The organism is Nocardia sp. NPDC005998 (assembly GCF_040614395.1).
GTDB lineage: Bacteria > Actinomycetota > Actinomycetes > Mycobacteriales > Mycobacteriaceae > Nocardia.
Genome location: NZ_JBEXUI010000006.1, coordinates 90,080 through 111,915 on the forward strand (window position 1 = coordinate 90,080; position 21,836 = coordinate 111,915).

The window sequence follows — 21,836 nt, forward strand, 5'->3', positions numbered from 1 at the left end:
AACACCGGACGCGGAATACCGCCGCCGTGCTCGCCGCCACGCAACGCAATCGGGACATCGTAGAGAGCTAACTTTCCGCGAATCACGGAGGGTGTCCTAATACCTCCGAATCCGTTGCGACACAAGCCCTCAAAAATCCCGGGTCACTGATCGTTCAGCATTCGTCCCATGCTGTCCACTCGAGCAGTTCAGTTGCCCAAGTCACAACCATCCGCGTCTGGTCGCCTGCACACCGGCCTGGAAGCGGGTGCTGGCGCCGAGGCGCTCCAGCAGCCGAGCTGTGCGCCGGACCACAGTTCGGCGGGACATGCCGAGCCTGCGGGCAATGGTGTCATCGGTCGCACCCAAACCCATCAGGGTCAGGATGGCCTTGTCCCGCTCGTCGAGCTCATCGGCCGTCGGATTCACCGAAATCGGCGCGGCCAGCGACCACAGCACGTCGAATGTCTTCACCAGCAGCCGCAGTCCCGGCGATCCGGTGATGCGCAGCCCCATTGGATCCGGCCGCCGCTCGTCGACATGCAGCACCAGGCTGGCCCGCTCATCATCGCTGATGATCAGTTTGAACGGCGGTTCCGGCAGCGTACGTGCCTGGGCGCCGCTGGCATTGGTGGCCAGCGCATGCCGCAGCCGCTCCGCGTCCTGGTAGATGGTGTCCTGATAGAGCGTCTGATAGCGGATGCCCTCGCCGATCCGGGCGCGCTTGAGCAGGAACAACTGTCGCTCGCGCTCCGGATCGCTGAGGTAGGGACCACGTTCGATCACCTTGACGCTGGTGCGGGCCGAGGTCTGCACCTCTTCGAAATCCGCCAGCATCTCCATGCGTTCGAAGACCGGAACGATCGCGCCATTGGTGCGCGGTGAGCGCCGCACCGAACGAAAGGTCTCGCTGAGTCGCGCTGCCGCGGCATGCATCTGGTTGATCTCGTGCTGTCTGCGCCGCGCCTCGGCCTCCGACAGCGATTCGGGGGCGTGCGCGTCCCAGATGGCCTCGCCGTCGGTGGACAGCTGGCTGACCGCGGCCTGCAGCCCCGTCAGCACCTCCAGCGATGCGGACGCGGCCTCGCTCGAGACACCTAGATATCCTGCGATCTCGGCCAGACTGGAACGCGGATGATGCACCAGCACGGCGTAGGTGCGCCCATGCGGTGATCCCGGCTCGAAGATATCGCCCAGCTCGGTCATGACTGCACCTCGCCGACACTCCGCTCGCTCACGGGCCCGAGCCTAACGACCGACCGGTCGCCGCGGGGGCCTTGTGAACGTCGAAATCTCAAGCCGGGCAAGAAAATCAGTGCGCCGAAGGGCCCCACTGGAGCGGGACACCCTTGGCGGCAAGGTACGGCATCGGGTCGACCTTACTGCCGTTCTGATCCCAGATCTCCAGATGCAGATGCGGTCCGGTCGAATTGCCGCGGTTGCCGACGGTGGCGATGACATCGCCCGCGTTCACCCGCTGACCCGCGTGCACGAACATCTCGTTCACGTGGCCGTAGACCGCGACGGTGCCGTCGTCCTGCTGCACCCGCACCCAGAGGCCGAAGCCGGAGGCCGGGCCCGCCTCGATCACGGTGCCATTGCTCACCGAGTGGATGGGCGCGCCGAGCTGGTCGGCGAAGTCGAGGCCGTAGTGGAATTCGCCCCAGCGGGAACCGAATCCGGAGCTGATCTCACCGGCGACCGGCCGCACCGCGGCGGCCGGGGCGATCTGCTGCTGTGCGCCCTTGAGAATCTGTTCGACCTGGGCCAGCGGACCCGCGATCTCCGGCGGCAGACCGCCGATGCCGAACGGGTTGGCGACCGGAGCCGCGATCGGTGCGGCCACCGGAGTGGCGACGGCCTGCGCGACCTCGGCGACCGGAGTCGCGGCCTTGATCTCTTCGACGGGCAATTCCGCCGTGCCCTGGAACGTCATGGGCGCGGCGGCTTCCTCGTCCCCGTCGTGCGCGCCCGGCAGCAGTGGGGCGGCAATGGCCGGAGCGACCTGGGCGGTGGCGCCGATGAGTGCACCGGCGGCGACCGCGACACCGGCCGCGACCTTCACCCGGTCGGTGGTCGACGGCTCGGCGCGATGCCGCGTCGGCCGACCCGCAACGCCTTCACCGATCAGACTCATGACGGTTATGGAACTGGGGCCTACCCGATGCTGCGACAAAGCTGGTCCTTGCACTCGACCTACAGTGACTCAATGGATCCCGAGTCGGCCCCGACCGTTCTGTAACGATTGGCCGGTTCCGAAATTTGTAACGTTTCGGTGTCCGTTGTGACGGGAACTCTACCCCGTCGTGACCATTCCGCAACCTTTCCTGTCGAAGTCCCCAGTAAGAGCCTGGTCAGACGCCTAGCGGGACATCACGGCGTCGTGACTTCCGGGCGACGCCGCTCACCGGCGACGGCCGATGAGCCAGACTGAGATGCGTGATCCTCGACGACACGAGCGTTCCGATCGTGCTGGCGCCGATGGCAGGCGGACCGTCCACTCCGGAGTTGACCGCGGCGGTTTCCGCGGCGGGCGGGCTCGGACTGCTGGCCGCCGGATATCTGACCGTCGCCGATACCGCGGCACGACTCGCGGCCACGCGCGAACTCACCACCGCGCCGCTCGGGGTGAATCTCTTCACCCCCGGACCCGCTTCACCGCCCGAGAGTTTCGCCGACTACCTGGCCGAGCTGGGTCGCACGCATGAACTCGGCCCGCCGAAGTACGACACCGACGACTGGGACGCGAAGCTGGCACTGCTCGTCGATACCCCGGTCGCGGTGGTCACGTTCACCTTCGGCTGCCCCAGCGCCGCGGAGATCGCCCGCTTGCACGCGGCGGGCTCGGAGGTGTGGGTGACGGTCACCTCGGTCGCCGAGGGCCGGATCGCGGTCGAGGCGGGCGCCGATGTGCTGATCGCACAGGGCGCCGAGGCGGGCGGGCACCGCGCCACCTTCGTCGATCGCGTCGCCGATGACGTCACCGACCCGCTGGGACTGCTCGCCCTGCTGCAACTGCTCAACGCCGCCGTGGACCGGCCGATCGTGGCCACCGGCGGCCTGACCACCGGCGCTGGCATCGCGGCAGCACTCGCGGCGGGCGCGGCGGCCGTCCAACTCGGCACCGTCTTCCTGCGCTGTCCGGAGGCGGGCACCAATGCGCTGCACCGCGCCGCGCTGAGCACGGTCGCCCCAACCGTGCTGACCCGCGCCTTCACCGGCCGCCGGGCGCGTGGCCTGCGCAATCGGTTCATCGACGAATACACCGCGACGGCACCGTCCGCCTACCCGGAAATCCATTACGCCACAGCGCCGTTGCGGGCTGCCGCACGGGCGGCGGGGAACCCGGAAGAGGTGAATATGTGGGCGGGCCAGACCCACGAACTGGCACCCGAGTTACCGGCTGGCGATCTGGTCCGGCAGCTGGCCGCTGATGCGAAAACCGCACTGACCAAAGCGCTTTCGGGACGAATCCAGTCTTGTTGACAACAGTTTCCGATTAGAATCGAGGGGCATCGCAACAGCCATCCAGGTCAGGAGAGCGCTATGTCCCTCGATGTTCCCACCGCCCTACTCGAACGCGCCGAACGCGGCGAGGTCGACGACGCCGACTTCGTCGAGGTCGTCCGGCTCTCCCTCCCCTACGCCTGGGAGGTCGTCAGCCGCGTTGCCGATGAGCTGCATTCCGGCACAGCCGAATTCGCCGACAACGTCGTCGCTCCGCCCGATGAGGTGGCCCGTGGACAACTGCTGCGCGCCATGGCCTCCGACGCCATCCGCGGCGGCCTGGAACGCCACTTCAACGTAAAACTCGCCTTCCAGAACTGCCACCGGGTAGCGGCCTTCCCGATCTCCGCGGTCGGCGGCGACACCTACTCCACCTTTATCTCCACCCGCGCGCAGCTACTCAACCAGAGCCCGGAATTCCGGTCCTGCTGAAGTTTGTCCAACAGGAGTCGGGTTCGCCGAGCCCGGCTCTTGTTTCGGCTCGAGCCCTGTCCGATACTTCCGTGCATGGGAGGAAAGCTGGCGCTCGTGGTCGGGTCGGAGTGCACAGCACTTCCAAGCTTAGGTTTTCCCGGAGAGCTTGCGGGCGAACTGTATTCGGCGTTGAGCGGGGCCGGCTGGCGGTCAGCGATAGACCACGACGGTCCCATGGTCAGTCCCACCATCGCAGAGTTCATCGGCGCCCTCGACCAAGCCTTCGCCGCCGCCTCGGATCAGCAAGCGACACTCCTGATCAGCTTCGTCGGTCACGGCACCGCACTTGGCAGTGACGACTTCTACCTGCTTGCCCTCGATTCACCGTCGATACCGGATTCCAGGATCGCGTTTCATCTGGCTCAGGGCATTCGGGAGAAGCTCAATAGGTTCTCACCCGACGGCCTGATCGTCGTAGTCGACGCCTGCGAAACCGAGCAAGGTGCCATCGGAGCCGCCCGCCGCTGGGTCGACGTGCTCGCCCACTCGTCGGGCCGGGTGGAACTGTTGGTGGCATCTGGCGACGGCCCCGCCTATTCCGGCTGCTTTACACGCACCATGGTCTCGACCTTCTCCAGCGGCCTGGCGGCGAGTGGCGAATACTTGTTGCCCGCCGACCTCACCGGCCCCATCGCCGCCGCATGCACCCGTCAACAGCCTCGGCATCTGTCGTTCTCCGCAGGAGACGCTGCCACGTTCGGCGATCCGGGTCTGTGGTTGGTACCCAACGCCGCTCGCCGCGACGACGCCGTAACCGGCCGCCCCATTGCCGGATCCGTCGATCAACTCACCAGGGGCCTCGTGCTGACCGACGGCCTCCGCGAACAACTCTCGGCCGTGGTCGAAACCAGTGGTCGACTTCGGGCAGTCGTCGGCCCGGCCGGCTGCGGAAAGTCCACACTTATGGCGCTTTTGGTGCGCCCAAGCTTGGCCGACAACTTGGAAGACTTGTCGTCGCGATACATCACTGCTGCCGTCTTCCTGGATGTCACGGCGACCATCGAATCGTTCGCCACCGAACTCTCGGCCCAACTACGTCACCGCCTACCCGACTACGAGGCCGCCATAGACGCGGTGGAACGGGAACTCATCAGTCGGGGCGACGTCGAACTCGGCCTCTTCGATCGCACGGTCCGCGAGCCACTGGCTCGGCTCACAAAGCCAGGGCGTCGGATCACTCTCATAGTCGATGGGCTGGATCAGCCAGCGGCCGGCAGCCGCGAACTCCTCGTGGCCGCAGTGTCTATGCTCACTCGTCGCAGCGACCTGGCCCACGTGCGAGTGATTGCCGGTATCCGCAGCGGTACCGGCGTCGAGGATGCACCGGAGCTCGCCCATATGCGGCGCATCAACTCGAGCCCCCCGGCAGCACACGACATCGCGGCGGCCGTCAAGACCCATTGGGACGGCGATCAGTCGACCGAATGGGCCGCAGCGTTCGATCGACTAGTGCGCGAACTCGACGCACAAGATCTGGCGGGTGGATGGCTCTTGGCGCGATTGCTTACCGAAATCGACCAGAGTACTTCCGACTCGAACATACTTGGAACCGTGGACCTCGACGCGCTCGTCCGGGAACGACTCAACTGCGCAGCCATCGATTCGGGAATCCATGCGACGACACTCGCCATACTGGTCGCATCCGGAGAGGGACCGGCTCTGCCCTTGGAACTACTCCGGTCCGCATTGGCGTGCCAAGGCATTGTCTCGAGCCACACACAGATCCGCGATATCGCTGTGAGCCTCGGCGCCCTGGTGATTCGGGGTCGTTCAGGCACGCCGCAAGAAGCGTTGGGCATCGCTCACAGTGCATTGATTCCACCACTGACGGCAGCGCTGAACGAACTCGGCATCGACTTGGACGAGCCCCATCGCAGCATCGTAGCCGCGATCGAGACCAGTACCGACGAGCAGATAGTCGACTACGCGCGCGGATCGGCGGTGAGACACTACCTTTCGTTCGGTAATTCGGCCGGGGCGCTCAGCTATCTCACCGGCCTGGATTCAACACGCGCTGCAGATAATCGAGACCACTGGGCTTCATGGCTTCCGACCTTCGTCGATGTGGTCGGACCCGACCGCGCCGACACTCTCGCCGCCCGAGGACACCTCGCGTGGTGGCGCGGCGAGAGCGGCGACGTATCCACGGCTATTACCGAATTCGAGCAGCTCGAGGCCGACCTGCGGCGTGTCATGGGACCAGACGCTCCCGAGACGTTGTCAGCCCGCGAAAGCCTCGCCCACTGGCATGGCGACCATGGTGACACCGCCACCGCCATCAGCGAACTCGAGCAACTCCTCACCGATCGTCGACGGGTGCTCGGAGTCGACCACTCCGACACCCTGCAGACCGCACACAACCTCGCGTGGTGGCGCGGGGAGATCGGCGACGTCGCCGGAGCAATCACCGATTACGAACGGATCCTTCCCGCTCGACTCCGCATCCTGGGGCCCGACCATCCCGACACCCTTCGAACCCGCAACAACCTCGCCCATTGGCGCGGCGAGCACGGCGACCTGAATGGGGCCATCGTCGAATACGAACATGTCCTTGCCGACCGACAGCGCGTGCTCGGACCCGAGCATCCCGACACACTGCAGACCGCACACAATCTCGCGAACCGACGCGGCGAAAACGGTGACCTGATAACGGCTATCACTGAATATAAGCACATTCTGACGGAGCGATCGCGCGTCCTTGGGCCCGACCACCCCAACACGCTCCGCACACGCAACACTCTTGCCCAGTGGCTCGGCGAGAACGGCGATATAGATTCGGCCGTCACCGAATACGAGCAGCTACTGTCGGATCGCCGACGCATCCTGGGATCCGACCACCCAGACACCTTGACCACTCGCAACAACGTGTCTTATTGGCGGGGCCGGAACGCAAATGCCACGAGCGCCGTGGTCGAACTCAAACAACTGCTGGACGATAATATTCGCGCCCTCGGACCGGACCACCCACTAACCCTCATCACCCGGAGCAATCTCGCCCATTGGCACGGCGAGCAGGGCAACTTCGCTACGGCTGTCGCCGAACACGAACAACTCCTGATCGACCGATTGCGCGTCCTGGGTCCGGAGCACCCCGACACCCATCGAACCCGCCGCAACGCGGCCTACTGGCGCAGCCGACACAACGACGGCGACGCAGTGTCAAACGTTGAACCGCAACAGCGCCCTGATCGACTCGACGTCCTCGGATCCGACCACCCCTAAAGCACAAAAACCCGGCGCGGCACGGACTTCCGGCCGCGCCGAGGTGCTGGGCGATACCGCCGATGCTCCCGCCGTATCGGGGGTATCGCGCGTAATGTGAGCGCACATGAGCAGCAGCGATCTTCGTGACGAGGTCGACAGGCGCCTCGATCCTTGGCTGCCGCAACTCGGTTCGGATCGCGTGGCCTATACCAATCATGTGCTGCGGGTGCTGCAGCTGTGCGATCTGCTCGCCGGTGGCTCAGGGCCCGTGCCGAGCACCCGCGAGGAGTACCTGACGGCCGTGGCCTTTCACGACCTGGGCATCTGGACGGCGGGCACCTTCGACTACCTCGCGCCCTCCGCCGACCTCGCGCTGCAGTGGCTCGACCAGATCGACCGACCCGACCTCGCCGATCTGGTCGTCACCATGATCGACCAGCACCACAAGATTCGGCCCGCAGGTGAGCGCACCGATCCGATCGAAATCGTCCGCCGAGCAGATGCCATCGACGTCGAATTCGGCCTACTCGGCCGTTTCGGCGTACCCCGCTCGACCTACCGCGAGTTGGTGAAGCGCTATCCGGACAAGGGCTTCCACCGCCGGTTGGTGCAACTGGCGGCGCAGCGGATCCGAACCAACCCCACGTCACCACTGCCCATGCTGAAGTGGTGACGCGGGGTCGTTCGGTCAGGACAGCGTGGTGACCGTCAGCTCGCCGTCGGCGTACTGCGCGCGCAGGCGCTTCTTATCGAATTTGCCGACGCTGGTCTTGGGCACCTCCGCGATGAAGGTCCACCGTTCCGGCAGTTGCCATTTGGCGAATTTGTCGGCGAGGAATTCGCGCAGCTCCTCGGGTTTGGTCTCGGCGCCGTCGGTGAGCACGATGGCGACGAGGGGGCGCTCGTCCCACTTCTCGTCGGGCACACCGATGACCGCGGCCTCGGCGACGGCCGGATGGCCCATGACCGCATTCTCCAGATCCACCGAGGAGATCCATTCGCCGCCGGACTTGATCACATCCTTGGAACGGTCGACCAGGGTGAGATAGCCGTCGGGGCTGATCTTGCCGACGTCGCCGGTGCGCAGCCAGCCATCGTCGAATTTATCGGGGTCGATCTGCGCGCCGTCCGGGGAGTAGTACGAGCCGGTGATCCACGGGCCGCGAACTTCCAACTCACCGAGGGATCGACCGTCATTGGGGACGACACTGCCGTCGTCGCCGATCAGGCGTGCCTGCACGCTGGCGGGGAAGCGGCCCTGGCTGAAGCGGTACTCCCATTCGGCATCGCCGGTCACCCCGGCGGGCGGGTGGGCGACGCTGCCGAGCGGAGAGGTCTCGGTCATGCCCCAGGCGTGCAGGATGCGAACGCCGTGCTTTTCCTGGAAGGCGCGCATCATCGACGGCGGCACCGCCGCACCACCGACGACCACCGAACGCAGATGCGAGATGTCCTGCGGCTTGGCCGCGAGTCCGGCGAGTACGCCGCCCCAGATGGTCGGGACCGCGGCGGCAAAGGTGGGCTTTTCCGACGCCATCATCTCCAGCAGCGGGCCGGGCTGCAGGAAGCGGTCCGGCATGAGGACATTCGCGCCGGACATCAGCGCCGCGTAGGGCAGGCCCCAGGCGTTGGCGTGGAACAGCGGGACGATGGCGAGCACATAGTCGCTAGCCGAGAAGCCCATACTGGTCGGCTGGCAGACCTGCATGGCGTGCAGCCAGTTGGAGCGGTGCGAGTACACCACGCCCTTGGGGTCACCGGTGGTGCCGGAGGTGTAACACATTGCGGCGGCGGATCGTTCGTCGATCACCGGGTAGTCGTAGGTATCCGCCTGCGCGGCGAGCAGTTCGGTGTAGGAATGCACCTGGACGCCCTCGGGGGCCTGCAGTGCGGCGGCGTCGCCATTGGCCACGATGACGTGGCGGACGGTCTTCAGATTGGGCAGGTACTGGGCGAACATCGGCAGCAGCGAGCCGTCGACGATCACCACCTGGTCCTCGGCGTGGTTGGCGACGAAGACCAGTTGCTCCGGGAAGAGCCGGATATTGAGCGCGTGCAGCACCGCCCCCATCGCGGGCACCGCGATGTAGGCGACCATATGCTCGTTGTTGTTCCACATGAAGGTGCCGACGCGATCGCCGACGCCAATTCCCAAGCCGCGCAACGCATTTGCCAGACGCGCCGATTCGGCGCCCAGCTCGCGGTAGGTCATGGTGCGTACGCCGGTTCCGGTCCAGGTCGATACGGTGGAATCGCCCATGAACGTCGATGCGTAGCGCAGCAACGTCGCCAGCGACAACGGCTCGTCCTGCATGGTGCTCAACATCGGTACTCCTTTTTCTTCGGTGGCTACGGCGGCCTGCCGACCATGAGCCACATCACACCCCCGGATGCTACCCAAGGGTAGGTCGGACTGAGGGGGCGACCGCGAATCACATGAGCGGGCGGGTGCCCTCAGTTACCGCAGCTCGGCGGCGCCCCGGCGCCGCGCCGCAAGGCAGCCGAGTCCAACAGCCGATCCCATCGGCAATGTCGAGCGGTCTGAGCGCGAGCACGGCGCAACTCGGCGGCGACCAGGCGAGACACGTCACATGGTCTTTCGGGGCACCCGGATGACTCCGGTTCAGACCACGACGTGGGCCGGATAGGCGTGCACGAGAGCGGTGTCCAGTTTGGGAATGGCGTGAGTGAGGGTGTGCTCGGCGCCATGGGCCAGGCGGTGGGCATCGGCCAGGGTGATGGTCGGGGCGATATCCAGTTCGACATCGGCGTGCAGGCGGTGCCCGATCCAGCGCATCCGCAGGCTGCGCACCCCCAGTACGCCGGGTTCGGCGGCCAATGCCTGCTCGGCGGTGTGCACCAGCGTGGGTTCGACACCATCCATCAAGCGGCGGAACACATCTCGTGCCGCCGTCCGCAGCACGGCGAGGATCGCGACGGTGATCAGCAGTCCGACAATGGGGTCGGCCAATGGGAAGCCGAGCGCGACACCGCCCGCGCCGATCAGCACCGCCAGTGAGGTGAATCCGTCGGTCCGCGCGTGCAATCCGTCCGCGACCAGTGCCGCCGAACCGATGCGCCGCCCGACCCTGATCCGATAGAGCGCGACGGTCTCATTGCCGACGAAGCCGATCAGCCCCGCCGCCGCAACCCAGCTCACATGCTGGATCGGCACCGGATCGATCAGCCTGCGCACCGCCTCGTATCCGGCGATGATCGCGGACAGCGTGATCATGCCGACCACGAACAACCCGGCCAGATCCTCGGCCCGCCCGAATCCATAGGTGTAGCGCCGAGTCGCGGCCCGGCGACCGAGCGCGAATGCGATCCACAAAGGCACCGCGGTCAGCGCATCGGAAAAGTTGTGAATTGTGTCCGCCGCCAACGCGACCGACCCGGACACCAGCACGATCAGCACCTGGAGCAGCGCGGTAACCCCGAGCACCCCCAGACTGATCTTCACCGCACGAATGCCGACCGCACTGGCCTCCAATGCATCATCGACACTGTCCGCGGCATCATGGCTGTGCGGCACGAAGATCTCGCGCAGCGCTCCCCGCAGACCACCCGGATGGTCGTGGTCGTGGTCCGCACCGTGCGCATGATGGTGACCGCGTCCGTGTCGATGCCCGTGGTCGTGCTCCGGTTCGTGCGCGTGATGGGGACCGTGTCCATGTCGATGCCCGTGTCCCACCCCGTGGTCGTGATCCGGTCCGTTGCCCATCCGATGACCGAACTCGGATTCGTGACCGTCCCCTGGTCCGTGGCTGTGCTCCGGTCCATGATCGTGGTCGACCGCAAGGCCGTCTCGGCCGTTCCCAGCATTCGGAATATGGTTGTGCGCCTCGGCATTCCGGACTTCGTCACCGTGTGCGTGCGAAATGACCCGCCACCGTTCGGGATTGCGCTCGTGACTCATTCCGCCACCGCCTGATCACGGGACGGCAGTTCGCGCACCACACCATCGCCGCGGTGATGCGCGGGCACGCCGGGCCCGGCGTGTTCGGCGTTGTACACCGCGTCGACGACCAGCTGGCGTACGTGTTCGTTCTCCAGGCTGTAGAAGATCGTGGTACCTGCGCGGCGGGTCCGGACCAAGCGAGCCATCCGCAGCTTCGACAGATGCTGCGATACCGAAGGGCCGGGTTTGCCGATACGACCGGCCAGATCATTGACCGACAGTTCCTGGTCCACCAGCGCCCAGAGCACCTGCACGCGGGTCGAGTCCGCCAGCATCCGGAAAACCTCGACAACCAGCCCGACCTGGTCCTCCGCGAGCGGCGGCCGGATTAGCTCGCTATCTGCATTCATACGCAGATAATAGAACGGTGGGCCGCGGAGCGAAACCGCCCCTTCGGACCGGTCCGGCGGCGACACCCCCTGCTCGGCCGCCGACAGACCGGTCCGCCCCATTTCGAACAGCTCATTGTCTTAGCCGGTGTGGCACATTTATGCCAGTCGACGTGCCGACAATGGCGTAAATGAGACGGAGGCATTTCATATCGCTGGCGACGGCCGCGCGGTCAGTACCTGCGGGCCCCTGCATACGGCATCGAGGACAGCGGCGACGTCGTCACACCGACCCCGTAGGTCGAGGCGTGGATGACCTTGCCGTCACCGGCATAGAGGGCCGAATGACCGCCGTCATAGAAGGACACCACGTCACCGGGCTCCAATTCGTCCCGGGAAACCGGCGTACCTTCGGCCAGCTGCTCATAGCTCGTGCGCGGCACCTTCACCCCGGCCTGTCCGTATGACCACTGCACCAGTCCGGAACAGTCGAAGGCATTCGGACCCGTCGCGCCCATGCTGTATTCGGTGCCGACTTTGGTCCGCGCGGCGTCGACCGCAATCGCGCCGTGCGTGCGCGGCGGTGCCACCGCGGGCGCGGGCGTCGGAGCAGGCGGCTTGATGCCGAGAACACCGGTGAGTAGCGCGAGTTCATTGCGGATCACATCGGTGGGCAGTGGAATCCCGGTCCCCGGAACAGTCGCGGGTATCGACAGCTCCAGACCCGGAATTCCGAGGGGCACCGGACGGTCCGCGCCCTGAGCTGCCGAGGGCGTCGAACGGTCCGCCCCGGGAGGCGTCAGCGGTGCCGAAGTCGCCGTCCCCGGAATCGCTATGGGCGCTGCGGCCTCGATCCCCGGAACTGTCGGCGCACGTTCGGCACCGGGCACCGCGAGCGGAGCCGGACGCCCGAAGCTGAACACCGCGAGTGGCGCCGAAAAGTCCGCACCCGTAACCGCGAGTGGTATCGAAAGTTCCGTCGGCGGAACCGCGACCGGCGCGAGGTCCGCGGGAGCGGCGGAATCGCCGATCGCAGGAATCACCGGGAGCGCCGAACGCGCGGCCGCCAGAGCTTCCGATGGGAGCGAGACTGCCGCAACGGGAACCGTCAGTTCCGTGCCGGGGATGACCAGAGGCGAGGACAGTTCCGCGGCCGGAATCGCGAGCGGAGCCGAAAGTTCCCGACCGGAGGCCGCGACCGGAGCGATCGCCACCGGAGCAGCGGAATCACCAACCGCAGCAACCAAAGGCAGCGCCGAACGCGCAATCCCCGGAACACGCAGCGGCGCAGCGAGTCCTAGACCTGGACGCACCAGCGGTGCCAAAAGCTCCTTACCAGAAGCGGTGATCGGCGCGGCCTCCACCGGGGCGACGGAATCACCGATCGCAGCAACCATGGGAAGCGCCGAACGCAAGGCCGACGGAGTCACCGACTGGACCATGAGGTCTGCGCCCGGAACCGCCAGGGGCACGGAGATATCCGCGCTCGGAACCGAGAGCGGAGCCGAGAGCTCCTTACCCGAAGCCACAACTGGCGCGAGTTCCGAGACGGCGACGGGATCACCGCTGGCAGGAATCACCGGGAGCGCCGAACGCACCGCTGCCAGAGACTCCGACCGGGCTGGGAGGTCCGCATTCCGAACTGCCAGGGGTACAGCGTGTTCCGCGCCGCGAATGGCGAGGCGTGCAGGCAGTTCCGCACTCGGAACCGCGAGCGGAGCCGAAAGTTCCTTCCCCAGAACTTCAGCAGAGGCGAATTCGGGAAGAACAGCGGATTCCGCAACCGCGGGAATTGCATCGGGCGATGCATGCCCCTCCGTCGGAAAATCGACGCCGGGAATCGCGGTTGGAATCGAAAACTCGTCCGGGACTTCGTATGTCCCGATACCTGGAATCGTCAGTGGCTGTGCAGCGGCCTGTCCTCCCAGCAGTGTCGCGGCAATGGCCGCGCCTGCGATGACCCCTGCGCCGACGACCCATGGGAGTGCGCGCCGCAGGAAGCGGGAATATCGACCCTCCGAAGATGATGCCATGATCCGGTCCTCCGATCCTCGTATCGAAGGCCCTGGCTGGCCGCGCAACGCCGCACTGCATCGGCGTGTAGGACTTCACCAAGACCTCGAATTGATTCGAAAACCATCACGGTGATCTGTAGTCCAGTGGATCCGAGCGTCTATATTTCGACAGTTCTAGCGAATTACAAGGCGCAACACACGATATCGCGATAACAAAATCATAACTAATCGAAAATTCCCCGTCGCGCAACTGCTTTCGCGACGGGGCATTTTCGGCAAGCGGTTACTCACGCGGTGATCTGTTCCTCGATCTGCCTGGCGAGAGTTCGTAGTTTCGCGGCGAATTCACGCGCCGCCACCGGATCATTGTTCGAGCCCTTGACAACTCGTCGCGTCAGCGCGGCGAATCGCGATTCCACGGCCGCGAACAGATCGACGGCCCGCTGGTTCGACCGGTCCCGCAGCTCCCCGCGCAACCATGCCTGCAGCAGCGCGACCACCTCGGCCTTGTCGAACTGCTCCGGCAGCAATGCGACAGCCTCCCGGAGCTTGCCCGCGGTGACCTTCACATCATCGGTGCCCGCGATCGTCGTATACACCGTGACCGCGGCATCCTCACCGTGCTGGACCGCGACCGGCAGCAACTCGCGGACCTGTCCCTCATTGATGGCCGGTGCGACCGGATGCAGTTTCGCGGCGAGCGGCCAGGCCCGAATCAGCTTGTGTGCATAGGACCGTTGCATATCCCAGCGCTGCTCGACGTACTCGTCGAAGGTCGCGTGCCGATCGCGGTACAGGCGACCGTCCCGCACGATCTGGAGCGCCCGTCCGGCGGTCCAGAAGGCGACGCGCAGACCATCGATGGACGATTCGCAGGCCGTCAACTGTGCCTGCTCACGAGCGTCGAGCGGACCCGCCAGCTCGGCCCCGCTCGGCACGGGCAGCGGCATCGTCAGCACATCGGCATCGGCGAGCGGTGCGGTCGCGCCGGCGAGCGGAACCGTCGCAACCGAAATCGGTGCGGTTGCGTTCGCGACCCGTGCGGTTGCGTCGGCGAGCGGGACCGTCGCAGCCGGAATCGGTGCGGTTGCGTTCGCGACCGGTGCGGTTGCGTTCACGGGCGGGGCGATCACATTCAGGGATGCGGCACTCAGCGCGCCGGTGCGCCACTCGGCGTCGCGCAGCGGCGAAACCGGCGGCGTGTGTTCGGCGCTGTCCGCCAACGGATTCGCGCCACCGATCGAGCCCTTACCGACGGATCCGATGGAACCCTTTCTACGCTGCGGAGGCATCAGGCAGGCACCTCCACCGCGACCCCATACGGACTGACCAACTCGTCCCCTACCTGGAGATACTCCCCCAGGTCCACGATCGGATTCTCGGCACCCTCGCCGACCTCGCCGTCGGCCGCCTCCCGATACCATTTCCACGCGCTCAAATAGGACTCGAATACGTCGTAGCCCGCATCCTCCAGATTTCCGCGCTGCGTGCGATATTCGGTCGAGACGTTCACGCCGTTCTTCATCGTCACCGGCACCTTGGTCATCAGCACGCGCACCCTGATCTCGCGACCGCTATCCATCGCGGCCTCCTCCGCGGCCTTGTACGTACTCGGTACCCGCTTCACTTCCGAGGGACTCACGCTGGTCAACAGAATCAGCTCATCACTCTGCGGAATGGCGGCCTTGAATATCTCGGCCGACTCACCTCCGGCATCGACGATGATCACGTCGTACGTCCCGGAATTGTCGGTAATACAGTCGTTGACGTGCCGGGACGGGAAGGCGATCAACTCGAATGGCACCTCGATGCCGCCCCGGACCAGCCGCCGATACCAGGAATATCCGGTCTGACTGAGCGGGTCGGCGTCGATCACCAGCACGCGCAATTCATGGATCTGTGCGAAATATGCGGCCAAGAAAAACGCTGATGTGGTCTTTCCGACGCCGCCTTTGAGATTCCCCAGCGTTATGACCAGGGGTTCGGGTAGCTCCAGTGACGCAACAGAATTCTTCATGGACAGTCCTCCGAGGGTGAGGAGTGCAACCGTAGCGACTGCTTGCAGGTCGCTCGAAATTGTCAGCTGTGCGGGGCCAGTTTCGCACAGCGGAGAGCAATTACCGCTGATTGCGGACGCGCCATTTATCGGCGTCGAGTCCGATGCATGCCGTGTCCAATTGGACACAGGCGACCACCCTGTCGCGACCCGGCATCGACCGGGTAGAACAGGCGACATGCCTGTTGACCGGATGCTGCCGACCCCAGAGGCCCGCGACCTGATCGCGCTCACGCGCGATATCGCCGACAAGGTGCTCGAGCCGCGTGTAGTCGAGTCCGAGAGGACCGGGACCTTCCCCGACGGCGTCTTTCCCGCCCTCGGCGCGGCCGGGCTGCTGAGTCTGCCGTATCCGGAGGAATTCGGCGGCGGTGATCAGCCCTACGAGGTGTATCTGCAGGTGCTCGAGGAATTGGCGAGCCGCTGGGCCGCGGTCGCCGTCGCGGTCAGCGTGCACAGCCTGTCCTGCCATCCGCTGTTCACCTTCGGCACCGATGCGCAGAAGCAGCGCTGGCTCGCGACCATGCTCTCCGGCGAAACCATCGGTGCTTACAGCCTTTCCGAGCCGCACGCCGGATCCGATGCGGCCGCGCTGCGCTGCCGGGCCGCCGCGGTCGAGGGCGGGTATCGGATCAATGGATCGAAGGCATGGATCACCAATGGCGGCCGCGCCGACTTCTATACGCTCTTCGCCAGGACCGGCGAGGGCTCGCGCGGAATCTCGTGCTTCCTGGTCCCCGCCGACACCGAAGGCCTGAGTTTCGGCAAGCCGGAAGAGAAAATGGGCCTGCGCGGCATCCCGACCACCACCGCCGCCTATGACGACGCCTTTTTACCCACTGAAAACCTGATAGGCGTTGAGGGACAAGGACTTTCGATCGCTTTCAGTGCTTTGGACTCGGGTCGGCTCGGCATCGCCGCGGTCGCGACGGGTCTCGCCCAGCGCGCCCTCGACGATGCCGTCGCCTATGCCAAGGAGCGAGAGGCCTTCGGTCGCCACATCATCGATCACCAGGGCCTCGGTTTCGTGCTCGCCGATATGGCCGCGGCGGTGGATTCGGCGCGCGCGACCTACCTGGACGCCGCCCGCCGCCGCGATGCCGGGCTGCCCTACTCGCGCCAGGCCAGTGTCGCCAAGCTGATCGCCACCGACGCCGCGATGAAGGTCACCACCGACGCGGTACAGGTGTTCGGCGGTTACGGCTACACCCAGGACTTCCCGGTGGAGCGCTATATGCGCGAGGCGAAGGTCATGCAGATCTTCGAGGGCACCAATCAGATCCAACGCCTGGTCATCGCACGCCAGCTCGCCGGACAATAGAGACGGCGGCTCTTCCCGCCGCCGAGCTCAGCCGAGTCTCAGCAAGTCCCCAGTAAACTGGGGGCGACCTGAAACCGAGGATGAAAGGGGCGCGAGCGGTGTTGTGGCTACTGATCGGCGTTGTCATTCTGCTCGCGGCGGCCTACGTCGTCTTCCTGACGCAGCAGACCAAACAGCGCGCGGTGCGGGAATTCGACGACGCGGCCGCCGACGCCAGGCAGATGATCGAACGACTCGCGGGCCAGGTGTACAACCTCAACGGCACCAGCGAGGCGGCAAAGCAGGCACTCGCGGACGCCTCGGAACGGCATATCGCGGCCGGATCGCAGATCGAGCAGGCGCGCACGCCCGCCCAGGCGCGGCTGGCCAAGCAGACCGCGGCCGAGGGCATGTATTACATCCGGGCGGCGCGCATCGCGATGGGCATGGATCCCGGTCCAGTGATCCCAGCACTGGACGGCCAGGACACCGCAGGGCGGGTCACCGAGAACCGGGTCGTCGAATACGACGGCCGCCAGGTCGCCGCCTCACCCAACCCCTCGGCGGAGACACCGAATTACTATCCGGGCGGCCGGGTCGCGGGGCGGCCGGTGCCCGCGGGCTGGTACTCCGAACCATGGTGGCGGCCCGCATTGATCGCCGGCGCATGGGGTTTGGGTTCGGCGCTGCTGTTCTCGTCGCTGTTCTCCGGAATGTCCGGGGTGGGATATGACGTACAGGGCTTCGAAAGCGGTTATGGCGAGGGATATCAGGACGGGCTCGATGCGGCCAGCGGGGATCAGGGGTACGACTCGGGTGATCAGGGCGGATACTCCGGCGATCAAGGTGGGTACTACGACGATCAAGGTGGATACGACTCGGGTGGCGGCGGGTTCGATGGTGGGGGTTTCGATGGGGGTGGATTCGATGGCGGCGGGTTCGACGGGGGCGGGTTCGACGGCGGATTCTGACCACCCGGCTGAGCACAGGCCGGTCTTACCGAAATAGCCCTCGCTCGGACGCAACTCTCGACCGCGGCTTTATTGTCTGAGACAGAGCGTTTAGTTTTCCTTGAACCAGTACGGATTCGGTTCCGCCTTCGATCTTCCACGCACAGCCAAGTCGACCACCAAGGTCACCGCCCGGGAGTTGACTTTCACTTCCCTTCCCACGCAAGGCTTTTCGGCCGAAACATTCCGAGTGCCGCAGCCCGGCGAAAAACTCGTCACCGCAGATTCGGCGCCCGGCATCAACGAGAATTGCTGCACAGCAACAACTTTTGCGTATTGCGTGGCAGAAGCCGACCATACGCCAGGGGCCGACACCTAGCGGAGGTCGGCTCCACACCAGAGGCGACCTTCGGATCGACACCTCCGGAGTCGACCGCTCGACACACCATAGCGACCCGTCGCGACATCGAGCCACCGCTCCCGCGGAGCCATCGCCACCCCGAGCCGAACCTCCAGCTTGCGTCATTGCATGCCCGGAGACCGGTCAAAGACAGACCGAGCCACGAAACAGTCTCAGACAGTCTCCTCGCCTCGGTCAACCCCAATCCGATGTCGACCAAATGACGCCACCATCACGCTCCCCGCCAAATCGATGCGGCCCCTACGCACCCGACCCGGTAGACTCCCCGAAGTCCCGGTAGGCGCCCCCGGCACCCACCAGATCAGCCCTCGTAGCTCAGGGGATAGAGCACCGCTCTCCTAAAGCGGGTGTCGCAGGTTCGAATCCTGCCGAGGGCACTTACCTGCGACAGCTGTTTCCACAGCTCAGCGGATTTTCCTGATCCGCACAATACTCCCCGATCGCCAACGCGAAACCGAAACATGCAGGTCGAACAGTTGCCCTGGTACGAGCCCCCAGGAAGCACAAAACATGGGCAACCCTGCCGACAACCGGGAATCAGGACCCGTCGACATCCGGGCAATTCACCTGCCATTTCAACAGTGCGGCAACTGCTTTCGCCTGCGCAGCAGCGACACGCTCCCCCTCCGCACCACCGACAGGCCGAACCTTGAAGTACACCGTCAGCCCATCACGCAACGCACGTCGCGGACGGTGCGCAGGGCGGCGCTTGCGGCGATGATGAGAATCGGCAAAGTGAGCAAGCCCAGCGGCCCTACGAGCAGGGGGTCGGGCACGTGATCGGGGGAAGCGGTGAGTCGTGGCAGTGGTAGCGCGAACTCGTTCAATCCGACGTGGGCTGCCACTGCGGGCCAAACCGAACCAGTCTTTATCCGGATGACGGCAATCAAGGCGCCTGCGCCGACCGCGACGGTCACGGCCACCGGGATCGCGATGTACAGCGGATGGCCGGGATAGCTGCCGCCGAGCGCAGTCATCGGCAGATGCCACAGACCCCACAGCACGCCGCCAAGGCAGATGCCCGCCACAGTGCCGAAGCGAAGTGTCAATCGCGGCATCATGTATCCCTGCCAACCGATCTCCTCGCCGAGGTACAGCGGAAGGGAAACCAGCGCCGATACCGGTAGTGCGAGCAACGACCACCACGAATCCGACCATGTCGGTCGATACGTGCCGAGCACGGCTGCAGGGATCAAGCCCACAGCGGTGATCGCAGGCAAAGCCATACTGGCGTAGAGGCATTGGAGCAGGACGCGCCGTGGCGAACGGGGCAGGCCCAGCGCGAGGATCCGCGGCAAGCTGCGCCATGGATAATGCCGTCGAGCCAGCACGATCGCCACCGCGGCTGGGACCACCATCATGGTGAACAGGCATGCCGCCACCAACGGCCCCGCATGTTGTGACGGCGCCGCACGCCGGAATCCCGACAGCCACAAGGGCGCCGCCACCAACCATGCGCCGATATAGGCGGCCGGCACGAAATACCACAGCTCCCGGACAGCCCGTCTGATCGGATCATTTCGATGATCTCCAGTGGTGGAACGCAATTCGCTCTGATTCGTCACGCTCGGCAACGCTATGCACGTCACGGTGGTCGCGCGGTGACGTGCGCACCCCGGCCGATGGTGGATCCTGCGACACCATCGGTGGCTGAGCCGGGATGAGAGACTCTTGGGGTGTCTGGTGTGTTGCGGTGGGATCGTGTGTGGGGCGGGGTGCGCGCCAGTGCGGTCACGCTCGGGATCGGCCTCTACGCGATCATCGCGGTGCCCGCGATGGCCTATACCGCGGTCACGTGTGTTGTGGGCATTGGATTTGTACTCGTGCCACCACAATTATGGCTTCTCGGACGGATCGCGGATGCCGAACGCCGCAGGCTGGGCGGGTCACTGGAATTAAGATTCGAACCGCAGACAGGGCGGCCTTTCCGGTGGCTGCCCGCGCTCGTGGTCGACCCAGCGGTATGGCGCGAGTTGCGATGGGCCGTGATCATGCTGTTCGGCGGAACTCTGCTGGGTGCATTGGGTATCGCACTGTCCGTGTTGCCGTTGCTTTGCTTCGCGGCGATGTGGCTGTGGTGGTTGTTCCCGACCGACGACCCCATCCGAATCATCGCCAATGTCCCGATCACCGGGTGGATGTCGGCGTTCACGGCGGGAGTCGTGCAGTTGGTCATCACCGTGGCGGCGGCCGTCGTTTGTGGGCCGTGGGTCGCTCACGCGGGCCTGTGGCTGTCGTGGGCGGGCCTACGAGCAAGTAGACGAGGGCGCATGGCGCAACAGGTCGCCGAACTGCGGCGCACCCGATCCGGAGCCATCGACGCACACGCTGCGGACCTCCGGCGCATCGAGCGCGATCTGCACGACGGCACGCAGGCGCACCTGGTTGCCCTCGCACTGCGATTGGGACTGGCACTGCGTGTGCTGCAACGCGATCCAGCCTCGGTCGCGCCGCTGTTGGAGCAAGCGCGCGACGGCGCGGAAGCCGCGATGGCCGATCTGCGGACCGTATTGCGCACCACATATCCGCCGATCCTGTCCGACTACGGACTCGACGGCGCCCTGTCCGCCGCGGCGGCACGTTGCACCGTTCCCACTCGTGTGCGGGTCGAGATCATCGAGAACCCGCCTGCTGCAGTGGAAGCGGCGGTCTATTTCGTGGTCACTGAGGCGCTCACCAACATCGCCCGTCATTCGGGCGCCACCGCAGCACTGGTCGAGATCCGCGCGATCCGCGAATCCGTCACGATCGAGATACGCGACAACGGGCGTGGCGGCGTCGACGAGTCCGGCGGCACGGGTGTGTCCGGCATGCGGCGGCGACTGGAAGCACTCGATGGTGTTCTCACCGTGGACAGTCCCGCCGGAGGACCGACGATCTTGCGAGCGGAGTGCCCATGCGCATAGTGATCGCTGAGGACAATGTTGTACTCGCTCAGGGACTCTCGCTGCTGTTGGAGAAGGTAGGCCATGAAGTCGTGGCGATTGCCGGCGACGGCGACTCGTTCGTTGCCGCCGTCGGTGAACACCGCCCCGACGTCACCATCGTCGACGTCAGGCTGCCTCCTTCCTTCCGCCACGAAGGCATCCGCGCGGCATTGCGCGTGCGCTCGGAAATTCCCGGCCAGCCTGTACTCGTCTTCTCGCAATACGTCGAACAGAGCTACGCCCGTAACCTGATCCGTGACGGCGGAGGGGTCGGGTATCTACTGAAAGACCGTGTCGCACGCGTTGACGACTTCCTGCGAGCCCTGCACCACATCGCCGAAGGCGGCACGATCATGGACCCCGAAGTCCTCGATCAGCTCATGACCCGCCACGACCCCGTTTCCACCCTGACGCCCAGAGAACGTGAAGTCCTCGAATTGATGGCCCAGGGCTATGCCAACGGCGAGATCGCCCGAAAACTCACCGTCACCGATCGCGCCATCCTCAAACACATCGGCAATATCTTCACCAAACTCGATTTGCCAGCGGAAGAAACCGGCCACCGCCGCGTCCTCGCCGTGCTGGCCTACCTCAGTCAATAGATGCAGCCCGGATAGCGCCCGAGAGAGGCCGTCACTTCTGCATGTCGGCGTGCTGGAGCTTGGCGGGTGCGGTGGTCCTGGAACCGTGGTGGCCGTGGACCTCGAGCGCGA

At 65.4% G+C, this 21,836-nt stretch carries 18 protein-coding genes, 1 tRNA gene and 1 pseudogene; 11 read left to right on the plus strand and 9 right to left on the minus strand.

What is annotated here, in order from left to right; translation table 11 throughout:
- Positions 1-201: 201 nt before the first annotated feature.
- Together ABZ293_RS11820 and ABZ293_RS11825 are read right to left on the minus strand one after the other, a co-directional pair.
- Entirely contained in the window at positions 202-1,185 is a 984-nt protein-coding gene (locus ABZ293_RS11820) for a LuxR C-terminal-related transcriptional regulator (protein ID WP_355179710.1), read from the minus strand.
- Between the two features lie 106 nt (positions 1,186-1,291).
- Complete coding sequence (locus tag ABZ293_RS11825; RefSeq protein WP_355179712.1) at positions 1,292-2,116, minus strand: M23 family metallopeptidase; 825 nt, start codon at positions 2,114-2,116, stop codon at positions 1,292-1,294.
- 302 nt (positions 2,117-2,418) lie between these two features.
- On the opposite strand from ABZ293_RS11825, the gene ABZ293_RS11830 reads away from it, so the two are divergent.
- From ABZ293_RS11830 to ABZ293_RS11845, 4 genes are all read left to right on the plus strand, one after another.
- Positions 2,419-3,465 carry a nitronate monooxygenase gene (locus ABZ293_RS11830; protein ID WP_355179714.1) on the plus strand — a complete coding sequence of 349 codons (1,047 nt, stop codon included), beginning with the start codon at positions 2,419-2,421 and terminating at the stop codon, positions 3,463-3,465.
- 60 nt (positions 3,466-3,525) lie between these two features.
- Positions 3,526-3,918, plus strand: a complete 393-nt coding sequence (locus tag ABZ293_RS11835; protein ID WP_355179716.1) for an SCO5389 family protein — start codon at positions 3,526-3,528, stop codon at positions 3,916-3,918.
- Between the two features lie 216 nt (positions 3,919-4,134).
- Complete coding sequence (locus ABZ293_RS11840; protein WP_355179718.1) at positions 4,135-7,182, plus strand: tetratricopeptide repeat protein; 3,048 nt, start codon at positions 4,135-4,137, stop codon at positions 7,180-7,182.
- A 106-nt stretch (positions 7,183-7,288) separates the two neighbouring features.
- Positions 7,289-7,837 (plus strand): HD domain-containing protein, encoded by a 549-nt coding sequence (locus ABZ293_RS11845; RefSeq protein WP_355179720.1) that lies wholly within the window; start codon positions 7,289-7,291, stop codon positions 7,835-7,837.
- A gap of 15 nt (positions 7,838-7,852) precedes the next feature.
- On the opposite strand, the gene ABZ293_RS11850 is transcribed toward ABZ293_RS11845, so the two are convergent.
- Both ABZ293_RS11850 and ABZ293_RS11855 read right to left on the minus strand, forming a co-directional pair.
- Positions 7,853-9,490: a long-chain fatty acid--CoA ligase gene (locus ABZ293_RS11850; RefSeq protein WP_355179722.1), complete on the minus strand. Its 1,638-nt coding sequence runs from the start codon at positions 9,488-9,490 to the stop codon at positions 7,853-7,855.
- Between the two features lie 297 nt (positions 9,491-9,787).
- Positions 9,788-10,726 (minus strand): cation diffusion facilitator family transporter, encoded by a 939-nt coding sequence (locus ABZ293_RS11855; RefSeq protein WP_355180007.1) that lies wholly within the window; start codon positions 10,724-10,726, stop codon positions 9,788-9,790.
- Between ABZ293_RS11855 and ABZ293_RS11860 the strand changes: the two genes are divergently transcribed.
- Positions 10,685-11,098 carry a hypothetical protein gene (locus ABZ293_RS11860; protein ID WP_355180027.1) on the plus strand — a complete coding sequence of 138 codons (414 nt, stop codon included), beginning with the start codon at positions 10,685-10,687 and terminating at the stop codon, positions 11,096-11,098. The two genes, ABZ293_RS11855 and ABZ293_RS11860, sit on opposite strands and share 42 nt — an antisense overlap.
- On the opposite strand, the gene ABZ293_RS11865 is transcribed toward ABZ293_RS11860, so the two are convergent.
- From ABZ293_RS11865 to ABZ293_RS11880, 4 genes and pseudogenes are all read right to left on the minus strand, one after another.
- Complete coding sequence (locus ABZ293_RS11865; RefSeq protein WP_355179724.1) at positions 11,080-11,475, minus strand: metalloregulator ArsR/SmtB family transcription factor; 396 nt, start codon at positions 11,473-11,475, stop codon at positions 11,080-11,082. The genes ABZ293_RS11860 and ABZ293_RS11865 overlap by 19 nt on opposite strands.
- Before the next feature lie 212 nt (positions 11,476-11,687).
- On the minus strand, positions 11,688-13,052 hold the full coding sequence (locus ABZ293_RS11870) for an NlpC/P60 family protein (protein ID WP_355179726.1): 1,365 nt from the start codon (positions 13,050-13,052) through the stop codon (positions 11,688-11,690).
- A 704-nt stretch (positions 13,053-13,756) separates the two neighbouring features.
- Positions 13,757-14,761 (minus strand): hypothetical protein, encoded by a 1,005-nt coding sequence (locus ABZ293_RS11875; RefSeq protein ID WP_355179728.1) that lies wholly within the window; start codon positions 14,759-14,761, stop codon positions 13,757-13,759.
- Positions 14,761-15,453, minus strand: a pseudogene (locus ABZ293_RS11880) (ParA family protein); the annotation flags it as partial. The pseudogene ABZ293_RS11880 and the gene ABZ293_RS11875, both read right to left, overlap by 1 nt.
- A 250-nt stretch (positions 15,454-15,703) precedes the next feature.
- On the opposite strand from ABZ293_RS11880, the gene ABZ293_RS11885 reads away from it, so the two are divergent.
- The 4 genes from ABZ293_RS11885 (at position 15,704) to ABZ293_RS11900 (ending at position 18,573) form a co-directional block, all read left to right on the plus strand.
- Positions 15,704-16,846, plus strand: a complete 1,143-nt coding sequence (locus tag ABZ293_RS11885) for an acyl-CoA dehydrogenase family protein (RefSeq protein ID WP_355179730.1) — start codon at positions 15,704-15,706, stop codon at positions 16,844-16,846.
- Positions 16,847-16,947: 101 nt separating this feature from the next.
- A complete protein-coding gene (locus ABZ293_RS11890) occupies positions 16,948-17,796 on the plus strand; it encodes a DUF1542 domain-containing protein (protein WP_355180009.1) in 849 nt (282 codons plus the stop codon).
- A gap of 100 nt (positions 17,797-17,896) precedes the next feature.
- Positions 17,897-18,154: a hypothetical protein gene (locus ABZ293_RS11895; protein WP_355179732.1), complete on the plus strand. Its 258-nt coding sequence runs from the start codon at positions 17,897-17,899 to the stop codon at positions 18,152-18,154.
- A 346-nt stretch (positions 18,155-18,500) separates the two neighbouring features.
- Positions 18,501-18,573 (plus strand) — tRNA-Arg (locus tag ABZ293_RS11900).
- A gap of 285 nt (positions 18,574-18,858) precedes the next feature.
- On the opposite strand, the gene ABZ293_RS11905 is transcribed toward ABZ293_RS11900, so the two are convergent.
- A complete protein-coding gene (locus ABZ293_RS11905) occupies positions 18,859-19,536 on the minus strand; it encodes a CPBP family intramembrane glutamic endopeptidase (RefSeq protein ID WP_355179734.1) in 678 nt (225 codons plus the stop codon).
- A 336-nt stretch (positions 19,537-19,872) separates the two neighbouring features.
- Between ABZ293_RS11905 and ABZ293_RS11910 the strand changes: the two genes are divergently transcribed.
- Positions 19,873-21,102, plus strand: a complete 1,230-nt coding sequence (locus ABZ293_RS11910) for a sensor domain-containing protein (RefSeq protein WP_355179736.1) — start codon at positions 19,873-19,875, stop codon at positions 21,100-21,102.
- Positions 21,093-21,725, plus strand: coding sequence for a response regulator transcription factor (locus ABZ293_RS11915; protein WP_355179738.1), 633 nt, complete (start codon positions 21,093-21,095; stop codon positions 21,723-21,725). Before ABZ293_RS11910 ends, ABZ293_RS11915 begins: the two co-directional genes overlap by 10 nt.
- Positions 21,726-21,836 lie beyond the last annotated feature (111 nt).

Bases quoted from the DNA above. Each gene is read 5' to 3' on its own strand.
- ABZ293_RS11820 (WP_355179710.1), bottom strand. From the start codon at position 1,185: ATGACCGAGCTGGGCGATATCTTCGAGCCGGGATCACCGCATGGGCGC.
- ABZ293_RS11825 (WP_355179712.1), bottom strand. From the start codon at position 2,116: ATGAGTCTGATCGGTGAAGGCGTTGCGGGTCGGCCGACGCGGCATCGC.
- ABZ293_RS11835 (WP_355179716.1), top strand. From the start codon at position 3,526: ATGTCCCTCGATGTTCCCACCGCCCTACTCGAACGCGCCGAACGCGGC.
- ABZ293_RS11840 (WP_355179718.1), top strand. From the start codon at position 4,135: ATGGTCAGTCCCACCATCGCAGAGTTCATCGGCGCCCTCGACCAAGCC.
- ABZ293_RS11845 (WP_355179720.1), top strand. From the start codon at position 7,289: ATGAGCAGCAGCGATCTTCGTGACGAGGTCGACAGGCGCCTCGATCCT.
- ABZ293_RS11850 (WP_355179722.1), bottom strand. From the start codon at position 9,490: ATGTTGAGCACCATGCAGGACGAGCCGTTGTCGCTGGCGACGTTGCTG.
- ABZ293_RS11860 (WP_355180027.1), top strand. From the start codon at position 10,685: ATGGCTGTGCGGCACGAAGATCTCGCGCAGCGCTCCCCGCAGACCACC.
- ABZ293_RS11865 (WP_355179724.1), bottom strand. From the start codon at position 11,475: ATGAATGCAGATAGCGAGCTAATCCGGCCGCCGCTCGCGGAGGACCAG.
- ABZ293_RS11875 (WP_355179728.1), bottom strand. From the start codon at position 14,761: ATGCCTCCGCAGCGTAGAAAGGGTTCCATCGGATCCGTCGGTAAGGGC.
- ABZ293_RS11885 (WP_355179730.1), top strand. From the start codon at position 15,704: ATGCCTGTTGACCGGATGCTGCCGACCCCAGAGGCCCGCGACCTGATC.
- ABZ293_RS11915 (WP_355179738.1), top strand. From the start codon at position 21,093: ATGCGCATAGTGATCGCTGAGGACAATGTTGTACTCGCTCAGGGACTC.